The sequence below is a fragment of the Agrococcus sp. SCSIO52902 genome (genome assembly GCF_022983135.1).
GTDB lineage: Bacteria > Actinomycetota > Actinomycetes > Actinomycetales > Microbacteriaceae > Agrococcus > Agrococcus sediminis.
Genome location: NZ_CP095269.1, coordinates 1329596 through 1347406 on the forward strand (window position 1 = coordinate 1329596; position 17811 = coordinate 1347406).

A 17811-nucleotide genomic window follows, 5' to 3' on the forward strand; every position below is an offset into this window, starting at 1 on the left:
CGGCGACGGAGGGTGCGAGCGGTGACGGACATGTGGCGGATCTCTGCGAGCACGGCCGCTCCCGGCTGGCTCGGCATGCCGGGGCCCGGCGGCGACGACGCCGGCTGGGTTGCCGAGCGCTCCGAGGGGCTGCGGCGCGCGTTCGGCGAGCGGTGGACGCCCGAGCTCGACCGCGCGGTGCCCATGCTGCTCGAGGCCGGCCTGTCGCGGCGCGACCCCGACGACCTGCTCGCGTGGCAGGTGTGGCCGGGCGCGCTGCCCGTGTTCGCCGTCGTGCGCGCCCGCGTCGTCGACAGCGCCGCGATCCCCGACTGGCGCGAGTCCGGCGCCGCCGTGCAGCCCTTCGGGAGCGCGGCGCTCGGCGACGGCGTGCAGGTGAGTGCGACCGCCTCGATCGACGACGTGCAGCCGGGCGCCGCCGCGGGCTTCGTGCTCTACGCGTTCGACGACGGCGCTGCGACCGTCGTCGTGTCGGTCGAGCCGACGCTCGCCGAGGTGCTGGCGCTGTGCATGCCGGGGCTGCGCGACCTCGTCGACGGCATCGAGGTGCACCGGCCCGACGGATCGGCGTTCCGCGGCTCGCCGCACCCGGCGTTCGTCGCCGACGAGGCCGGCTGGCCGCTCGAGGAGGGCGCCGCGTGAGCCTGCGCCACGAGAGCGCCCTCGCCTGGGCCGACGACCTCTCCGCCGCCGCCGAGCCGCGCCTCGGCATCCTCGAGGCGTACGCCCTGCAGCGGCACCCCGAGGCCCTCGCCCACATGGGCGACGACGGCGCCGGGCTCGCCCGCGTCGCCGCCGCGAAGGGCAGCGGGATGGCGGGCCTGTGGCTCATGCTGCCCGCGCTGCTCGCGCTCATCGCGCCGCTCATCGGCCTCGCCGCCATCCTCGGCGACCCGCTCGGCCTCCACCGCATGGACGCGAGCATCTCGGTGCCGATCGCCGGCGCCTGCTTCGCGATCGCCGCCGTCGTGCAGGCGGTGGCCGCCGGCTGGTGGCTGCGCGGCCGCCGCGAGCGCCACGGCACGCTGCTGCTGCTCGGCTTCGGCACCGCGGTCCTCGCGGGCCTCACCGCGTGGACGATGACCAGCGCCGGGGCGCTGCAGACCGTCGCCGACGCGGGCCCGTGGCGCGTGCCTGTGCTCATCGCCGGCGTCCTCGGGCTCGCGCTCGGCGTGCTCGTGCTCGTCGCCGGCTCGCGGGTCGACGCGGGCGCGGCGGAGCGCGAGGCGGCCGAGCGCGCGCACGACGGCGATCGCCTCCGCGCCGCCCTCGCGACGATCCCCGCGAGCGAGCTCGACCGCATCCGCGCCGACCGCGACGGCGCCATCGCGCTGCTCGTCGAGCGCGGGCGCATCCCGGCCGAGACAGGGGAGCGGGCGCAGCGCGCCGCGCTCGGCACGCTGCACCGCATCGACACCGAGGCGAGGGGACGCCGATGAGCCAGGACACCGACCTTCGGGCCGCGCTCGGCGCGCCGCCCGAGCCCGACTTCGAGCTCGAGCTGCCGCCGGGCTGGGCGCGCCACCGGCCGGACCGCGCCGAGCAGGAGGCGATGACGGCGAGCGTGCGCGCGCGGGCGATGCAGGCCCACCGGCCGGACCTGCTCGCGCAGGCGCAGTCGATGCTGCGCGAGTCGTTCGAGAGCATGCGGCGCGGCGACGTGCGCGCGTTCTTCACCCCCACCGAGCCGGGCGACGACACGCTCTGGATGCCCGCATCCATCCTCGCCTCGGTGCGCCGGGCCCAGCCCGACGTGTCGCTCGACGACGTCGTGCGCCACGCGATCCGCGAGTACGGCGCGACCGCGCTCGACGACGACCGCCGCATCGTGCGCTTCGAGCGCGACCGGCTCGAGTCGATGGGCGACGAGTCGATGCGGGTGCTCACCGTGGTCTACCTCACGCCCATGCCGGGCACGCACCGCCGCGCGGCGCTGCAGCTGACGGTGACGCTCGCCCGCCCGCTCGACGTCGAGGCAGACGACCCGCTCGTCGACGGCATGCGGGTGCTGTTCGACGCGTGCGCGTCGACGCTGCGCTGGGTGCGCCCCCGCCCGTAGGCGCGCCATGGGGAGTCGTCCCCATTCCCGCCCGGCGCCGCGCTCCCTAGCGTCGCAGGCGAGGGGGCTCCATGACCGACATCCGCATCTCCTACGCGGAGCTCGACGGCGCGGTCTCGCACCTCGAGCACGTGGCCCGGCAGCTGGGCGCCTCCGATCGCACGAGCGGGGCCGTCGCCGAGGCGGTCGGCCACGAGCTGCTCGCCGCGCGGGTGCTCGACTTCGCCGACACGTGGGACGACACGCGCGAGCGCTTCCAGGAGGCCGCGGAGCGCCTCGCGGCGACGGTCGACGGGATCGCCGACGCCTTCCGGCACGCCGACCGGCGGCTGGCGGCCGACGGATGAGCCTCGGGCAGCTCGAGGGGCGGTGGCCGGTCGTCGAGGGCCACGGCGACGCCTACCGCCGCACCGCCGCCGCGATCGAGCAGGCGATCGCGCACCTCGACGCGATCCGCGACGAGGAGGCCACCCGGGCGCAGGCGTTCGACCGCGTGCGGGAGGCGGCGGGCGAGGTGGCCGAGCAGCTCGGGCGCGCGACCTCGCGCTACGCCGTCGCGGGCGAGGCGCTCGTCGACTACGCCGAGCAGCTGCGGGTCGCGCAGGACGAGGCCGACGAGGCGGATGCGCGGTGGCGGGCGGCCGACGCCGCCGCGACGGCGGCCGCGGCCGAGCGCGACCGGCTGGCCGTCCAGGCCGCCGGTGCCGACGCATCCGCCGCCCTCGTCGCCGAGCAGCAGCGCGTCGTCGAGCAGCACGCCGCGGCGCGGGAGGCCGCCGCCGACGCGTGGGCCCTGGCGCGCGAGCGCAAGGAGCGGGCGGCGGCGGATGCGGCGGCCCGCATCCGCGCGGAGGTCGCGGGCTCGTCGCTGCGCGACTCGCTGTGGGACGACGTGCGCGGCGCCGTCGGCGACCTGCTCGAGGCGGTGGCCGACGCGCTCGTCGAGGCGATCCGGTGGCTCGGCGCGATCGTGCTCGCCGCCGTCGCGGTCGTCGTCGCGGCCGCGCTCGCGATCGCCGTGATGGCGACGGGGCTCGTCGGCCTGCTCATCGGCGGGCTCGCGCTGCTCGTCCTCGGCTCGTGGGTCGCCGGCGGCGGGTACGAGGCCTTCGTGCGCACGCTCGTCGCCACCGGCTCGCTCGAGGCGGCGCTCGTCGGCGGCACGATCGGCTGGCTGCACGGCACGCTGCCGTGGCTCGCCGACTGGCTCGTCGCCGGCGATGCGGGCGTGCCGCAGCTCGTGTGGACCGGTGCGCAGCCGGCGCGCACGGGGGAGCCGGGCGGCTTCGGCGACCACCTGGCCCGCCTGCAGGCCGGCAACCGCGGCGTCGACGCGCACGCCGGCGGGCCGACGGGCACCGACCCGGCCGCCTCGACGATGGTCACCGTGACCGCGGTGACCGACGGGGCGGCGACGGTGTGGCGCGTGCACATCCCCAGCACGCAGATGTGGAAGCCGGGCTCGTCCTCCATCAACGACGTGCACGCCGGCGTGGCGGCGACGCTCGGCGACGGGCCCACGCAGCTCGAGCGCGCCGTGGTCGAGGCGATGCGCCAGGCGGGCGTGCCGCAGGGGGCGAGCGTGCTGCTGTCGGGGTGGAGCCTCGGCGGGCTCACGGCCGCGCGCCTCGCGGCCGATCCCGCCTTCACCGCCGCGTACGACGTCGACGCGGTCGTCGTGGCGGGTGCCGGCATCGACGCGACGGCGATCGGCGGCCACATCCCCGTGCTCGCGTTCGAGCACGGGCGCCGCGACGGCACGGTCGACCCGGTGCCGCTCGCCGAGGACCCGAGGCTGCCGAGCCTCGCCGCCGACGCGCACCGCACCACGGTGCGGGTGCCTCCGCCCGGGCTCGCCGGGCCCGTGCCGCACGACGGGCGGTCGTACCAGGCCACGATGCAGGAGCAGGGCGACCTCGCGGGCTCGCGCGCGGCGACCTGGATGGCGCTCCACGACCTCGAGCGCTACTTCGTCGGGCTCGAGCAGCCCCACTCGTCGATCTTCGTGCGGGGGCGGCCATGAGCCTCGTGCTCGCGCTGCCGGGCCGGTGGTTCGCGATGCCCCTGGGCCGGCCCGACGCGCCGGCCCGCATCCGCGCCCTCGCCGAGGAGCTGCACGGCGGCGCCGACGACCGCGCGGGTGTCCGCATCGCGCTGCGGCGCAGGCTCGGGGCGGCGCTCGAGCGCACCGAGGCGGGCGGCGCCGAGCAGCTGCACCTCGGCATCGCGCTCGAGGCCGACGTGCCCATGCCGGCGGCAGCATCCGTCTACCCCGGCATCGCCGTGCCGACCGCGGCGAGCACCGGGCCCGACGACGTGCTGGCCGCCCTCGTGCCGCTCGTGCTGCGCGCCGCGCACGAGGGCGAGGGCGGCACCGCGCGCCCGGGCGACGACGACCGCGTGCTGCGCTCCGGGGCCTCGCGCATCCTGCGCCGCCCGACGGTGCGCGAGGCGGGCGGCGCGGGGGAGCTCCCGGCGCTCTCGGTCGACTGCTGGATCACCGTGCCGGGCGATCGCCGCGCGGCGCTGCTGCACCTCGACGTGCCGCTCGTCGCCCCGCCGCAGCTGCTGCTGGCGCTCTGCGACGCGATCGCCCTCGCGGCGCGCTTCGAGCGGCCGCTCGCGCTCGCCGACGAGCTGCGCCGCGCGGCCCGCCCGCGCGCTTGACCGTGCAGGCGGCGTGGCCCTATCCTTGATCGGGTGTGCGCACATGCGCGCCTTGCGCCATGCGCGAGAAGCGCACGGGCCGCACGTGGGCAGCGGGTCCGAACCCGCCAGCCCCCACGGCATATCCACCACCTGAAGAGGGCACGCGAGAGCGTGCACGGAGGATCACCGATGGAGCCGGCCCAGCCGGCGAACCACATCGAAACGCTGTCACCGTGCAGCAGGAAGAAGCAACGTGCCCACTATCCAGCAGCTGGTCCGCAAGGGTCGGTCGCCGAAGGTCTCGAAGACCAAGGCGCCGGCGCTGAAGGCGAACCCCCAGCAGCGCGGCGTCTGCACCCGCGTCTACACGACCACCCCCAAGAAGCCGAACTCGGCGCTCCGCAAGGTCGCCCGCGTGAAGCTCTCGAACGGCACCGAGGTCACCGCCTACATCCCCGGTGAGGGCCACAACCTCCAGGAGCACTCGATGGTGCTCGTCCGCGGCGGTCGTGTGAAGGACCTCCCCGGCGTGCGCTACAAGATCGTGCGCGGCGCGCTCGACACCCAGGCAGTGAAGAACCGCAAGCAGGCTCGCAGCCGCTACGGCGCGAAGATGGAGAAGAAGTAATGCCTCGCAAGGGTCCCGCCCCCAAGCGCCCGGTCGTTGCCGATCCCGTCTACGGCGCACCGATCGTCTCGCAGCTCGTCAACAAGATCCTCCTCGACGGCAAGAAGGGCCTCGCCGAGCGCATCGTCTACGGCGCGCTCGCCGGCGTCGGCACCAAGTCGGGCCAGGACGCGGTCGCAGTGCTCAAGAAGGCGCTCGACAACATCCGCCCGACCCTCGAGGTCAAGTCGCGCCGCGTCGGCGGCTCGACCTACCAGGTCCCCGTCGAGGTCAAGCCGCACCGCGCGAACACGCTCGCGCTGCGCTGGCTCGTCTCGTACGCCAAGGCTCGTCGCGAGAAGACGATGACCGAGCGCCTGCAGAACGAGATCCTCGACGCGTCCAACGGCCTCGGCGCCGCGGTGAAGCGTCGCGAGGACACGCACAAGATGGCCGAGTCGAACAAGGCCTTCGCGCACTACCGCTGGTGATCGCCTGCGGGGATCCCGGCCCACCGCCGGGGTCCCCGCACCGCGGCATCCCCCAACTCCCGCTCCATCCACTCATCGGAGGAACCCTGTGGCACAGGACGTGCTCACCGACCTGAACAAGGTCCGCAACATCGGCATCATGGCCCACATCGATGCCGGCAAGACCACGACGACCGAGCGCATCCTGTTCTACACGGGCGTCAACCACAAGATCGGCGAGACCCACGACGGCGCCTCGACCACCGACTGGATGGAGCAGGAGCAGGAGCGCGGCATCACGATCACGTCGGCCGCCGTGACCTGCTTCTGGGACAAGAACCAGATCAACATCATCGACACCCCCGGCCACGTCGACTTCACGGTCGAGGTCGAGCGCTCGCTCCGCGTGCTCGACGGCGCGGTCGCCGTCTTCGACGGCAAGGAGGGCGTCGAGCCCCAGTCCGAGACCGTCTGGCGCCAGGCCGACAAGTACGACGTCCCGCGCATCTGCTTCGTCAACAAGATGGACAAGATGGGCGCCGACTTCTACTTCACGGTCGACACCATCATCAACCGCCTCGGCGCTCGCCCGCTGGTCATCCAGCTGCCGATCGGCTCGGAGAGCGCCTTCGAGGGCATCGTCGACCTGGTCGAGATGAAGGCGAAGACCTGGCGCGGCGACGCCAAGGGCGACGTGAAGATGGGCGCCGAGTACGCCATCGAGGAGATCCCCGCCGATCTCGTCGAGAAGGCGCAGGAGTACCGCCAGGCGCTGCTCGAGACGGTCGCCGAGACCGACGACGCGCTCATGGAGAAGTACTTCGAGGGCGAGGAGCTGACGGTCGCCGAGATCAAGGCAGCCATCCGCAAGATGACGGTCGCCTCGGAGATCTACCCCGTGCTCTGCGGCTCGGCGTTCAAGAACCGCGGCGTGCAGCCGATGCTCGACGCGGTCGTGGACTACCTGCCGACGCCGCTCGACGTCCCGGCCATCCCCGGCCACGACGTGCGCGACGAAGAGGTCATCATCGAGCGCCACGCCGACCGCGACGAGCCGTTCGCGGCACTCGCGTTCAAGGTCGCCGTGCACCCGTTCTTCGGCCGCCTGACCTACGTGCGCGTCTACTCGGGCCACGTCGACTCCGGCGCCGCGGTGGCGAACTCCACCAAGGGCAAGAAGGAGCGCATCGGCAAGATCTTCCAGATGCACGCCAACAAGGAGATCCCGGTCGACTCGATGACCGCGGGCCACATCTACGCGGTGATCGGCCTCAAGGACACCACGACCGGCGACACGCTCTGCGACCCGGCCAACCAGGTCGTGCTCGAGTCGATGACGTTCCCCGAGCCCGTCATCGAGGTCGCGATCGAGCCGAAGACGAAGGCCGACCAGGAGAAGCTCTCCCTCGCCATCCAGAAGCTGGCCGAGGAGGACCCGACCTTCCGCACCGAGAACAACCCCGAGACCGGTCAGACGGTCATCAAGGGCATGGGCGAGCTGCACCTCGACATCCTCGTCGACCGCATGAAGCGCGAGTTCAAGGTCGAGGCCAACGTCGGCAAGCCCCAGGTCGCGTACCGCGAGACCATCAAGGGCACCGTCGACAAGTACGACTACACCCACAAGAAGCAGACGGGTGGCTCCGGCCAGTTCGCCAAGGTGCAGATCAAGCTCGAGCCGATGGACCTGGCCGGCGAGGAGACCTACGAGTTCGTGAACGCCGTCACCGGCGGTCGCGTGCCCCGTGAGTACATCCCCTCGGTCGACGCGGGCATGCAGGACGCGATGCAGGTCGGCGTGCTCGCCGGCTTCCCGACGGTCGGCGTCAAGGCGACGCTGCTCGATGGCGCGGCGCACGACGTCGACTCCTCGGAGATGGCGTTCAAGATCGCCGGCTCGATGGCCTACAAGGAGGCAGCGCGCAAGGCTCAGCCGGTGCTCCTCGAGCCGCTCATGGCGGTCGAGGTGCGCACGCCGGAGGAGTACATGGGCGACGTCATCGGCGACCTGAACTCGCGCCGCGGGCAGATCCAGTCGATGGAGGATGCCCAGGGCGTGAAGGTCGTCAAGGCCCTCGTGCCGCTGTCGGAGATGTTCGGCTACGTCGGCGACCTCCGGTCGAAGACCTCGGGCCGTGCCGTCTACTCGATGGAGTTCTCGACCTACGCCGAGGTCCCCAAGGCCGTCGCGGACGAGATCGTCCAGAAGAGCAAGGGCGAGTGACCCGCCGGGGCGGCGCGAGCCGCCCCGGCCCACCGCCGGCCCGCTCGGTTTCGCGTGGACCGGCGAGCCAAGTACCATATTCCAACACCACCCGAACGCCTGCCGCGGACGCGGCGGTGCACTCATGAGAACAGTCCTAGGAGGACACAGTGGCTAAGGCCAAGTTCGAGCGGACCAAGCCGCACGTCAACATCGGAACGATCGGTCACGTCGACCACGGCAAGACGACGCTGTCGGCGGCCATCTCGAAGGTCCTTGCAGACAAGTACCCGTCGGCGACCAACGTGCAGCGCGACTTCGCCTCGATCGACTCCGCTCCCGAGGAGCGCCAGCGCGGCATCACGATCAACATCTCGCACATCGAGTACGAGACGCCGAAGCGCCACTACGCGCACGTCGACGCGCCGGGTCACGCTGACTACATCAAGAACATGATCACGGGTGCTGCCCAGATGGACGGCGCGATCCTCGTGGTCGCCGCCACCGACGGCCCGATGGCGCAGACGCGCGAGCACGTGCTGCTCGCCAAGCAGGTCGGCGTGCCGTACCTGATGGTCGCGCTCAACAAGTCCGACATGGTCGACGACGAGGAGATCCTCGAGCTCGTCGAGCTGGAGGTCCGCGAGCTCCTCTCGAGCCAGGACTTCGACGGCGACAACGCCCCCGTCGTGCGCGTCTCGGCGCTCAAGGCGCTCGAGGGCGAGGAGAAGTGGGTCGACGCGATCCTCGAGCTCATGCAGGCCGCTGACGACAACATCCCGGACCCGGTCCGCGACCGCGACAAGCCGTTCCTCATGCCGATCGAGGACGTCTTCACCATCACCGGCCGTGGCACGGTCGTCACGGGTCGCGCCGAGCGCGGCACGCTCGCGATCAACTCCGAGGTCGAGATCGTCGGCATCCGCCCGACGCAGAAGACCACGGTCACGGGCATCGAGATGTTCCACAAGCAGCTCGACGAGGCATGGGCCGGCGAGAACTGCGGTCTGCTGCTCCGCGGCACCAAGCGCGAGGACGTCGAGCGCGGCCAGGTCGTCGTGAAGCCGGGCTCGGTCACGCCGCACACCAACTTCGAGGGCACGGCGTACATCCTGTCCAAGGACGAGGGCGGCCGCCACAACCCGTTCTTCACGAACTACCGCCCGCAGTTCTACTTCCGCACCACCGACGTCACCGGCGTCATCTCGCTGCCCGAGGGCACCGAGATGGTCATGCCCGGCGACACCACCGACATGACGGTCGAGCTGATCCAGCCGATCGCCATGGAGGAGGGCCTCGGCTTCGCCATCCGCGAGGGTGGCCGCACGGTCGGCGCCGGCACGGTCACGAAGATCGTCAAGTAGTCCACTCGGACCACAGCGAAGGGCCCCGCTCCGGCGGGGCCCTTCCGCGTATCCGCGGGCGCGCGGCGACGCCTACGATGCGAGCATGCAGCAGGCCGACCACGACGCACTGACCGCGGCCCTCGCCGACTGGGCCGAGCGGGCCGACGGCGTGCTCGGGCTCGTGCTCCTCGGGAGCACCGCAGGCACGGCGCACCGCGCCGACGACTGGAGCGACCACGACTTCTTCGTGATCGCCGAGGCGGATGCCGCCCCGCGCCTGCGCGCGAGCACCGACTGGCTGCCCGTGCCACCAGCGCGGATCGTGCTGCACGAGCGCGACACCGAGCACGGCGCCTGGGTCGTGACCGAGGACGGGCATCTGCTGGAGTACGCGGTGTTCACGCCGGAGGAGCTGGCCGAGAGCCGCTCGGACGCGCACCGCGTCGCCGTCGACCGACTCGGCGACCTGCCGGAGCGCATCCGCCCGACCCTCGCGCCGCCCGCCCGCGATCCGGGCACCGTGGCGACGGCGCTGCTGCGGTCGCTGCTCGTCGGCGGCGGCCGCGCCGCCCGCGGCGAGCGGCTCGTGGCGCGCCGGCACCTGCTCGAGGCGGCTGGCGGCGTGCTGGTGCTGGCGCGCCTGCTCGAGCCCGCGGCGTCGCCGGTGGCCGACGCGCAGGACCCGTGGCGGCGGGCCGAGCAGACGCATCCCGCGCTCGCAGCCGAGCTCGACGCGATCCTCGCCCGCTCCGACGCGCGGGCCGCCGGCGACCTCGCCGCGCTCGCCGAGCGCGTCGCGGGGGCGTCGCCGTGGTGGCCGGCCGCGCTGTCGGCCGCGGTGCGCCGCCGGCTCGCTGCCGCTCGCGGGCTCGAGCGCTCCCCGCGCGCGTAGCCTGGGCGCATGGCAGAGCCGAAGACGCAGCCGACCGACGCCTCCGTGGAGGCGTTCCTCGATGCCGCGCAGCCCGCCCGTCGCGCCGAGGAGGGGCACCGGCTCGACCGCATCATGCGCGAGGAGACCGGCGCCGAGCCCGTGCTCTGGGGGCCGTCGATGGTGGGCTACGGCAGCTACCGCTACGTCTCGCCGTCGCGCACCTCACGGACGGAGGGCGAGTGGCCGAAGGTCGCCTTCTCGCCGCGGAAGGGCGCGCTGTCGCTCTACGGGCTCAAGGACCTGCCCGAGGGCGCGGCGCTCCTGCCCGAGCTCGGCGCGTACACCGAGGGCGCGGGCTGCGTCTACGTCAAGCGCCTCGAGCTCGTCGACGAGGGCGTGCTGCGCCGGCTCATCCGCATCGCCTGGAGCCGTGACGACGACGGGCGCGCCGATGGCTGAGGCGGCCGGGCTCACCGGCGCCGTGCTGCTGCTCGTCGGCGCCGCCTTCAGCGTCGTCGTGTGGCCGGCCTTCCTGCGCCGCGTCGCGCGCGACGAGCGGGCGAGGGATGCGCAGGGCCGGCCGACGCGGTTCCTCACCGTGCACGTGACGCTCGTCGCGGTCGCGCTCGTGCTCGCGATCGCCCAGGCGGTCGCCGGCATCTGGTGGCTGCTCGCGCGCTGACGCGCCCGCGTCGATGCCGCTCCCAGGCTCCGGTGCTCTACTGGCTGCGCCGGCGCACCGGCGTCGGCCAGGAACGAGAGGTGCGAGCATGGCAGACAGCGACATCCGCGACGGCGGCGACCAGCCGCTCGACGACGAGCAGCCCCTCCCCACCGGCGGTGAGCCGCCGGCGCCGGCGCCGAACGCCGACCGCGACGGGCAGGCCGACTTCGCGGCCGACGCGACCGGTGAGCGCTACGAGCGCGTCGTGCAGGAGGGGCTCGACCGCATCGACGAGCACCGCGAGCGCATCGCCGAGCTCGAGGCCGAGCAGCCCGGCGGCAGCCCCGAGGAGCCGGGCGAGCCGCTGCAGCCCGGCCCCGGCGCGCCCGAGGCGCCCGGAGCGCCCGGCACCCCAGACGGGCCGGGAGCGCCCGCCGGTCCGGGCGGCCCCGACGCCCCCGTGCCGGGAGCGCCAGGAGCCCCCGAGGCGCCGCAGGGGCCCGGCACGCTCGACCCGACCGCGCCCGTGGGCGACCCCGCCGGCGACGCGAGCGCGCTCGACGACACCGACCGCGCGCAGCCCTGAGCCGCGCGCCCAGCAGAGGAGGGCCAGATGGTGCAGCACGAGGAGGACGAGGAGCCGCGCCGCGACGAGGACGCCCCGGAGCTCGCGGTCGACGCCGATGCGCCGGCCGACGTCCCCGGCGACATGTCGGGCAGGTCGTTCGACGAGCTCGCGGATCGCGCACGGGCGGCGATCGAGCGGGAGCACCTCGCCGACCACGCCGACCTCGAGCCGGACGACGCATCCCTGACCGCGCAGGCGCAGGCGTCGCCGCCGCGACCGGATGCCGACGACCGGCCCGTCTGAGGCGGCGGTCACGGGTCGACGGCACGGCGGCTCTGTGACGCCCCGCGACGCCGTGTGACGCCGTGCGACGCGGCGGGCTTCCGCGCCCGCCGCGTCGCTCCCTAGCGTGTGGATCCCCGACCCGAGGAGATCCGCATGAGCATCACCACCGCATCCGCCGCCCCCGTCACCGACGCCGACCGCGAGGAGCGCCTCGACCAGGCTGAGCGCGCCTGGGGCGAGCGGCTCGCCGCCGACGTCGCGAACGCCCGGCTCGTCTTCCGCGCCGACGGCGATGCCCAGGGCGCGGTCGCGACCCGCATCCGCGCCGGCCGGCACGAGTGGCTCATCGACGAGCCGGCCGGCCTCGCGGGCGACGACGCCGGCGCGAGCCCCGTCGAGGCGGCGCTCGGCGCGCTGCTCGCGTGCCAGACCGTCGTCTACCGCCTGTACGCCAAGCGGCTCGGGCTGACGATCGACCGGCTCGAGCTGCGCGCGGAGGGCGACCTCGACGTGCGCGGCCTGTTCGGCGCCGACGACGTGCGCCCCGGGTTCGCCGGCGTGCGGGTGGTCGTCGACATCGACGGCCCCCACGAGCGCGCCCGCTTCGAGGAGCTGCGCCGGCTGGTCGACGCGCACTGCCCCGTGCACGACCTCTTCTCGAACCCGACGCCGGTCGAGACCCGCCTGGCCTGACGGCTCAGCCGCCGCCGAGCCTGCGCGTCAGCTCGGCGGCGGCCGCGGCGCTCGCGCCGCCGAGCGCTGCCCACGCGGCGTCGTCGGCGTCGACCAGCCGGAACGTGAGGCCCACCGACGCCGCGGGGTAGCCGGCGGCATCGCGGGCGGCGGCCGCGACGGAGCCGTAGGCCGCGTCGACCTCGCCGTCCTCGGTCGCCCAGCCGCGTCGCCGCACCCCGGCGAGCAGCGCGGTGAGGGCGGCGCGCGTCGCCGGCCGCTCGCCGGCCAGGTCGCGGTCGTGCGGCAGCAGCGCCCGCACCTGGTCGTCGCCGAGCGCCGCGAGCATCGCGCGCCCGGTCGCCGTGCGCACCGCGGGCAGCCGCACGCCCACGCGCGAGACCGTCACGGGGGAGCGGCGCCCCTCGCCGCGCCCGGCGTAGGCGACGTCGCTGCCGGCGAGCACCGCGAGGTGGCTCGTCGCGGGGATCGGCGATCGTGCGACGAGGCGGTCGAGGATCGGCTGCGCGAGCCGCTCGAGCCGGGTCGCGGCCGCGACGCGCGAGCCGATCTGCTGCACCCGCGCGCTCGGGCCCCAGGCGCCGAGCTCCGGGTAGTGCACGAGGAAGCCCTCGTCGCGCATGACCTGGAGCAGCTGGTACGCGCTCGAGCGAGGCAGGCCCAGCTCCCGCGCGATGGTCGCGGCCCGCACGGGCCCCGCCTGCTCCGCGAGCAGCGACAGCACGCGCAGGGCGCTCCTGGCCGCCGGCATCCGCGGCATCCCCATCGGCACCCTCCGCTCGTCGCGGCCGCGCCCCGGCCGCCGATCGCCTCAGTGTAGGCGGCGTCCGAGATCTCAGACACGAAGCGGCGCCAGGCGGATGCGCGCGCCCGGCCGGGGCGCTGGAATGGCGGCATGGCAGTGGTCATCGGAGACGCCCCCCTCACCCGGCACCAGGTGGTGCAGGTCGCCCGCTTCGACGCGCGGGTCGAGCTGAGCCCCGCGGCGCTCGAGCGCATCGACGCGGCCCGCGTCGTCATCGACGCGCTCGCGGCCGACGAACGGCCGCACTACGGCATCTCGACCGGCTTCGGCGCGCTCGCGAACACCGCCATCGCGCCTGGCGACCGCACGCGCCTGCAGCAGTCGCTCATCCGCTCGCACGCCGCCTCGAGCGGCGAGGCGGTCGAGCGCGAGGTCGTGCGCGGCCTCATGCTGCTGCGGCTCCAGACGCTCGCGACCGGGCGCACCGGCGTGCGCCGCGCGACGGCCGAGCTCTACGCCGCGATGCTCAACGCCGGCATCACGCCCGTGGTCGGCGAGTACGGGTCGCTCGGCTGCTCGGGCGACCTCGCGCCGCTGTCGCACGTGGCGCTCGCGGCGATGGGCGAGGGCGTCGTCGAGGTGAGCGGGCCGGGGCAGCTCGACGGCGAGGTCATGGATGCGTCGGCCGCGCTCGAGCGCGCGGGCCTCGCGCCCGTCGTGCTCGCCGAGAAGGAGGGCCTCGCGCTCGTCAACGGCACCGACGGCATGCTCGCGATGCTCTGCCTCGCCCTCGCCGACCTCGACAAGCTGCTCGCGACCGCCGACCTCGCCGCCGCCATGAGCGTCGAGGGGCTGCTCGGCACCGATGCGCCGTTCGCCGCCGACCTCATGGCGCTGCGCCCGCACCCGGGCCAGGCGGCGAGCGCCGCGACGATCGCGGCGCTGCTCGAGGGCAGCCCGATCGTCGCGAGCCACAAGGGGCCCGAGGACACCCGCGTGCAGGACGCCTACTCGCTGCGCTGCGCCCCGCAGGTGCACGGCACCGCCCGCGACACGGCGGCGCACGCCGCGCGCGTGGCCGAGGTCGAGCTCGCGAGCGCGATCGACAACCCCGTGGTGCTGCCCGACGGCCGGGTCGTCTCGAACGGCAACTTCCACGGCGCGCCGGTCGCGGCCGTGCTCGACTTCCTCGCCATCTCGATCGCCGACGTCGCGTCGATGAGCGAGCGGCGCTCCGACCGCTTCCTCGACCCCGCGCGCTCCTGGGGCCTCCCGCCGTTCCTCGCCGACGACCCGGGCGTCGACTCGGGCCTGATGATCGCGCAGTACACGCAGGCGGGGATCGTCTCCGAGCTGAAGCGCCTCGCGGTGCCGGCCTCGGTCGACTCGATCCCGTCGAGCGCGATGCAGGAGGACCACGTGTCGATGGGCTGGGGCGCCGCGCGCAAGCTGCGCCGCGCCGTCGACGGCCTCGGCAGGGTGCTCGCGATCGAGGTGATGACCGCCGCGCGCGGCATCGAGCTGCGCGCCGAGCCCGCGGGGGAGCGCACCGGCCGCGTGATCGCAGGGCTGCGGCGGCTCGTGCCGGGCATCGGGCCCGACCGGTTCCTCGCCCGCGACATCGAGGCATCCGTCGCCTTCGTGGTCGGCGGGGGCGCGCTCATCGAGGCCGGCCTCGTCACCGGCGGCGAGGCGTGGACGGCGGATGCCGCCGAGGCGTTCCAGGTGGGGATCGATCGAGAGGGAGGCGCATGATGCGCGGAGCACGACCGGTGCGCGCGGCGCGCGGCAGCGAGCTGACGGCGAAGGGCTGGCAGCAGGAGGCGGCGCTGCGCATGCTCATGAACAACCTCGACCCGGAGGTCGCCGAGCACCCCGACGAGCTCGTCGTCTACGGCGGCACGGGCAGGGCGGCCCGCGACTGGGCGAGCTACGACGCCATCGTGCGCGAGCTCGAGGCCCTCGAGGACGACGAGACCCTGCTCGTGCAGTCGGGCCGTCCCGTCGGCGTCATGCGCACCCACGCGTGGGCGCCGCGCGTGCTGATCGCGAACTCCAACCTCGTCGGCGACTGGGCGACGTGGCCGGAGTTCCGCCGGCTCGAGGCCGCGGGGCTCACGATGTACGGCCAGATGACCGCCGGCAGCTGGATCTACATCGGCACCCAGGGCATCCTGCAGGGCACCTACGAGACGTTCGGCGCGGTCGCGGCGAAGCTCGGCCGCGAGAGCCTCGCCGGCACGATCACCCTCACCGCGGGCCTCGGGGGCATGGGCGGCGCGCAGCCGCTCGCCGTCACGATGAACGACGGCGTCGCGATCTGCGTCGAGGTCGACCCGAGCCGCATCCGCCGCCGCATCGAGCACCGCTACCTCGACGTGGAGGCGAGGACGACAGCGGATGCGCTCGCGCGCGCCGTCGAGGCGAGGGACGCCGGGCGGGCGCTCTCGATCGGCCTCTGCGCGAACGCCGCCGACGTGGTGCCGGAGCTGCTGCGGATGGGCGCGCCGATCGACGTCGTCACCGACCAGACGAGCGCGCACGACCCGCTCGCCTACCTGCCGAGCGGCGTCGCGTTCGACGACTGGGAGGCGGAGCGCACGCGCGACCCGGAGGGCTTCACCGAGCGCGCCCGCGCCTCGATGGCGCGGCACGTCGAGGCGATGGTGGGCTTCCAGGCCGCGGGCGCCGAGGTCTTCGACTACGGCAACTCGATCCGCGCCGAGGCGAGGCTCGGCGGCTTCGAGGACGCCTTCGCGTTTCCCGGCTTCGTGCCCGCGTACATCCGCCCGCTCTTCTGCGAGGGGAAGGGGCCGTTCCGCTGGGCGGCGCTCTCGGGCGACCCGGAGGACATCCGGCGCACCGACGAGGCGATCCTCGAGCTGTTCCCCGAGAACCGCCGCCTCGAGCGCTGGATCCGCATGGCGCAGGAGCGCGTGCACTTCCAGGGCCTGCCGGCGCGCATCTGCTGGCTCGGCGCGGGGGAGCGGCACCTCGCGGGCCTGCGCTTCAACGAGATGGTCGCGAGCGGCGAGCTCTCGGCGCCGATCGTGATCGGCCGCGACCACCTCGACGCGGGCTCGGTCGCGAGCCCGTACCGCGAGACCGAGGCGATGCGCGACGGCTCCGACGCGATCGCCGACTGGCCGCTGCTGAACGCGCTCGTCGCCACGGCCTCGGGCGCGAGCTGGGTGTCGATCCACCACGGCGGCGGCGTCGGCATCGGCCGCTCGATCCACGCCGGGCAGGTGACGGTCGCCGACGGCACGGCGCTCGCGGCCGAGAAGCTCGAGCGGGTGCTCACGAACGATCCGGCCATGGGCGTCATCCGGCACGTCGACGCCGGCTACGACGAGGCGATCGGGTTCGCCGAGGCGCACGGCGTGCCGATCCCGATGCGGCGCGGCTGATGTCGACCCTCGTCACGGGCATCGGCGAGCTCACCACGAACGACGACGAGCTCGGCCGGATGCGCGACGCGGCCGTCGTGCTCGAGGGCGGGCTCGTGGCGTGGGTCGGCGAGGCCGCCGCGGCGCCCGCCGCCGACGCGCGCGTCGACATCGCCGGCCGCGCCGTGCTGCCGGGGTGGGTCGACAGCCACACGCACCTCGTGTTCGCGGGCGACCGCACCGCCGAGTTCGAGGCGCGCATGGCGGGGCAGCCCTACGCGGCAGGCGGCATCGGCGTCACCGTGGCCGCGACGCGGGCAGCCTCCGACGCCGAGCTCGCCGCGAACCTCGACCGGCTCGCCGACGAGGCGCTCCGCGGCGGCACGACGGCGCTCGAGGTGAAGACGGGCTACGGCCTCACGGTCGCCGACGAGCTGCGCTCGGCGCGCATCGCCGCCGCCCGAGCGGACGCGGTCACCTTCCTCGGCGCGCACCTCGTGCCGGAGGGCTCGGATGCGGAGGGCTACGTCGACCTCGTCGCGGGCGACATGCTCGAGGCCGTCGCGCCGCACGTCGACGCGGTCGACGTCTTCTGCGAGCGCGGCGCCTTCGACGAGCAGCAGTCGCGGCGCGTGCTGGAGGCCGCGCGGGCGCGCGGGCTCGCGCTGCGCGTGCACGGCAACCAGCTCGGGCCCGGCCCCGGCGCGCGGCTCGCGGTCGAGCTCGGCGCGCTGAGCGTCGACCACGTCGCCTTCCTCGACGACGACGAGGTGGCGATGCTCGCCGACAGCTGGCACGGCGGCCGCGGCACGGTGGCCACGGTGCTGCCCGCGTGCGACGTCTCGACCCGCATGCCGCTCGCGCCCGCCCGCCGGCTGCTCGACGCCGGCGCCGTCGTGGCGATCGCGAGCAACTGCAACCCGGGCACGAGCTACACGACGTCGATGGCGTACTGCGTCGCGACGGCGGTGCTGCAGATGGGCCTCACCGTCGAGGAGGCGGTGCGCGCGGCCACCCTCGGCGGTGCGGCGGCCCTCGACCGCGACGCGCCCCGCACGGGCCGCGACGGCCGGCCGCTCGCGCCCCTCGGGCGCATCCGCCCCGGTGCCCGCGCCGACCTGCAGGTGCTCGACGCGCCCTCGATCACCCACCTCGCCTACCGCCCGGGCGTGCCGCTCGTGCACGCCGTCTGGCGCGCGGGCGACCTCGTCGTGGAGCCTCCCCGGCTGCCGTAGCGACGCACAGGCGCCGCCACTACG

At 74.6% G+C, this 17811-nt stretch carries 20 protein-coding genes; 19 read left to right on the top strand and 1 reads right to left on the bottom strand.

Annotation, left to right across the window (positions count from 1 at the left end):
* The first annotated feature begins 21 nt into the window (after window positions 1-21).
* The 16 genes from MU522_RS06535 to MU522_RS06610 all read left to right on the top strand — a co-directional run bounded on the left by MU522_RS06535 (window position 22) and on the right by MU522_RS06610 (window position 12418).
* Window positions 22-642 (top strand): hypothetical protein, encoded by a 621-nt coding sequence (locus tag MU522_RS06535; RefSeq protein WP_246993348.1) that lies wholly within the window; start codon window positions 22-24, stop codon window positions 640-642.
* Window positions 639-1439, top strand: a complete 801-nt coding sequence (locus MU522_RS06540; protein ID WP_246993350.1) for a hypothetical protein — start codon at window positions 639-641, stop codon at window positions 1437-1439. Before MU522_RS06535 ends, MU522_RS06540 begins: the two co-directional genes overlap by 4 nt.
* Window positions 1436-2059, top strand: a complete 624-nt coding sequence (locus tag MU522_RS06545) for a hypothetical protein (protein WP_246993352.1) — start codon at window positions 1436-1438, stop codon at window positions 2057-2059. Before MU522_RS06540 ends, MU522_RS06545 begins: the two co-directional genes overlap by 4 nt.
* Window positions 2060-2130: 71 nt before the next feature.
* Entirely contained in the window at window positions 2131-2406 is a 276-nt protein-coding gene (locus MU522_RS06550; RefSeq protein WP_146355701.1) for a hypothetical protein, read from the top strand.
* Window positions 2403-4082, top strand: coding sequence for a hypothetical protein (locus MU522_RS06555; RefSeq protein ID WP_246993354.1), 1680 nt, complete (start codon window positions 2403-2405; stop codon window positions 4080-4082). The genes MU522_RS06550 and MU522_RS06555 overlap by 4 nt, the downstream gene beginning before the upstream one ends.
* Window positions 4079-4726, top strand: a complete 648-nt coding sequence (locus tag MU522_RS06560; RefSeq protein WP_246993356.1) for a hypothetical protein — start codon at window positions 4079-4081, stop codon at window positions 4724-4726. The genes MU522_RS06555 and MU522_RS06560 overlap by 4 nt, the downstream gene beginning before the upstream one ends.
* A 235-nt stretch (window positions 4727-4961) precedes the next feature.
* Window positions 4962-5336 carry a 30S ribosomal protein S12 gene (rpsL, locus tag MU522_RS06565; protein ID WP_021010916.1) on the top strand — a complete coding sequence of 125 codons (375 nt, stop codon included), beginning with the start codon at window positions 4962-4964 and terminating at the stop codon, window positions 5334-5336.
* Entirely contained in the window at window positions 5336-5806 is a 471-nt protein-coding gene (gene rpsG / locus MU522_RS06570) for a 30S ribosomal protein S7 (RefSeq protein ID WP_128189940.1), read from the top strand. The genes rpsL and rpsG overlap by 1 nt, the downstream gene beginning before the upstream one ends.
* 88 nt (window positions 5807-5894) lie before the next feature.
* Window positions 5895-8009, top strand: coding sequence for an elongation factor G (fusA, locus tag MU522_RS06575; RefSeq protein WP_128189941.1), 2115 nt, complete (start codon window positions 5895-5897; stop codon window positions 8007-8009).
* Window positions 8010-8158: 149 nt separating this feature from the next.
* Complete coding sequence (gene tuf, locus MU522_RS06580) at window positions 8159-9352, top strand: elongation factor Tu (protein WP_146355695.1); 1194 nt, start codon at window positions 8159-8161, stop codon at window positions 9350-9352.
* Window positions 9353-9437: 85 nt separating this feature from the next.
* Window positions 9438-10226: a hypothetical protein gene (locus MU522_RS06585; RefSeq protein ID WP_246993358.1), complete on the top strand. Its 789-nt coding sequence runs from the start codon at window positions 9438-9440 to the stop codon at window positions 10224-10226.
* Window positions 10227-10235: 9 nt separating this feature from the next.
* A complete protein-coding gene (locus MU522_RS06590; RefSeq protein WP_246993360.1) occupies window positions 10236-10667 on the top strand; it encodes a DUF1801 domain-containing protein in 432 nt (143 codons plus the stop codon).
* The gene (locus tag MU522_RS06595) at window positions 10660-10890 is read left to right on the top strand and encodes a hypothetical protein (RefSeq protein ID WP_246993473.1); all 231 of its coding nucleotides are present in this window, start codon (window positions 10660-10662) and stop codon (window positions 10888-10890) included. Before MU522_RS06590 ends, MU522_RS06595 begins: the two co-directional genes overlap by 8 nt.
* 88 nt (window positions 10891-10978) lie before the next feature.
* Window positions 10979-11458 carry a hypothetical protein gene (locus MU522_RS06600; protein WP_246993362.1) on the top strand — a complete coding sequence of 160 codons (480 nt, stop codon included), beginning with the start codon at window positions 10979-10981 and terminating at the stop codon, window positions 11456-11458.
* A 27-nt stretch (window positions 11459-11485) separates the two neighbouring features.
* Entirely contained in the window at window positions 11486-11743 is a 258-nt protein-coding gene (locus MU522_RS06605; RefSeq protein ID WP_128190763.1) for a hypothetical protein, read from the top strand.
* 135 nt (window positions 11744-11878) lie between these two features.
* Window positions 11879-12418 (top strand): OsmC family protein, encoded by a 540-nt coding sequence (locus MU522_RS06610; protein ID WP_246993364.1) that lies wholly within the window; start codon window positions 11879-11881, stop codon window positions 12416-12418.
* Window positions 12419-12422: 4 nt separating this feature from the next.
* Here the strand turns inward: MU522_RS06610 and MU522_RS06615 are convergent, their stop codons facing one another.
* Entirely contained in the window at window positions 12423-13169 is a 747-nt protein-coding gene (locus MU522_RS06615; RefSeq protein WP_246993366.1) for an IclR family transcriptional regulator C-terminal domain-containing protein, read from the bottom strand.
* A gap of 144 nt (window positions 13170-13313) precedes the next feature.
* On the opposite strand from MU522_RS06615, the gene hutH reads away from it, so the two are divergent.
* From hutH to hutI, 3 genes are read left to right on the top strand one after another with little or no spacing between them, the layout of a single operon-like run.
* On the top strand, window positions 13314-14918 hold the full coding sequence (gene hutH / locus MU522_RS06620; RefSeq protein WP_246993368.1) for a histidine ammonia-lyase: 1605 nt from the start codon (window positions 13314-13316) through the stop codon (window positions 14916-14918).
* On the top strand, window positions 14918-16573 hold the full coding sequence (hutU, locus tag MU522_RS06625; RefSeq protein ID WP_246993475.1) for a urocanate hydratase: 1656 nt from the start codon (window positions 14918-14920) through the stop codon (window positions 16571-16573). Before hutH ends, hutU begins: the two co-directional genes overlap by 1 nt.
* Window positions 16573-17787, top strand: coding sequence for an imidazolonepropionase (hutI, locus tag MU522_RS06630; protein WP_246993370.1), 1215 nt, complete (start codon window positions 16573-16575; stop codon window positions 17785-17787). Before hutU ends, hutI begins: the two co-directional genes overlap by 1 nt.
* Window positions 17788-17811 lie beyond the last annotated feature (24 nt).

Excerpts from the sequence above, each read along its gene's own strand:
- MU522_RS06550 (WP_146355701.1), top strand. The coding sequence starts at position 2,131 with ATGACCGACATCCGCATCTCCTACGCGGAGCTCGACGGCGCGGTCTCG.
- rpsG (WP_128189940.1), top strand. The coding sequence starts at position 5,336 with ATGCCTCGCAAGGGTCCCGCCCCCAAGCGCCCGGTCGTTGCCGATCCC.
- hutI (WP_246993370.1), top strand. The coding sequence starts at position 16,573 with ATGTCGACCCTCGTCACGGGCATCGGCGAGCTCACCACGAACGACGAC.
- MU522_RS06605 (WP_128190763.1), top strand. The coding sequence starts at position 11,486 with ATGGTGCAGCACGAGGAGGACGAGGAGCCGCGCCGCGACGAGGACGCC.
- MU522_RS06555 (WP_246993354.1), top strand. The coding sequence starts at position 2,403 with ATGAGCCTCGGGCAGCTCGAGGGGCGGTGGCCGGTCGTCGAGGGCCAC.
- MU522_RS06595 (WP_246993473.1), top strand. The coding sequence starts at position 10,660 with ATGGCTGAGGCGGCCGGGCTCACCGGCGCCGTGCTGCTGCTCGTCGGC.
- MU522_RS06590 (WP_246993360.1), top strand. The coding sequence starts at position 10,236 with ATGGCAGAGCCGAAGACGCAGCCGACCGACGCCTCCGTGGAGGCGTTC.
- MU522_RS06585 (WP_246993358.1), top strand. The coding sequence starts at position 9,438 with ATGCAGCAGGCCGACCACGACGCACTGACCGCGGCCCTCGCCGACTGG.
- MU522_RS06610 (WP_246993364.1), top strand. The coding sequence starts at position 11,879 with ATGAGCATCACCACCGCATCCGCCGCCCCCGTCACCGACGCCGACCGC.
- hutH (WP_246993368.1), top strand. The coding sequence starts at position 13,314 with ATGGCAGTGGTCATCGGAGACGCCCCCCTCACCCGGCACCAGGTGGTG.
- MU522_RS06560 (WP_246993356.1), top strand. The coding sequence starts at position 4,079 with ATGAGCCTCGTGCTCGCGCTGCCGGGCCGGTGGTTCGCGATGCCCCTG.
- MU522_RS06615 (WP_246993366.1), bottom strand. The coding sequence starts at position 13,169 with ATGCCGGCGGCCAGGAGCGCCCTGCGCGTGCTGTCGCTGCTCGCGGAG.
- hutU (WP_246993475.1), top strand. The coding sequence starts at position 14,918 with ATGCGCGGAGCACGACCGGTGCGCGCGGCGCGCGGCAGCGAGCTGACG.
- MU522_RS06600 (WP_246993362.1), top strand. The coding sequence starts at position 10,979 with ATGGCAGACAGCGACATCCGCGACGGCGGCGACCAGCCGCTCGACGAC.
- MU522_RS06545 (WP_246993352.1), top strand. The coding sequence starts at position 1,436 with ATGAGCCAGGACACCGACCTTCGGGCCGCGCTCGGCGCGCCGCCCGAG.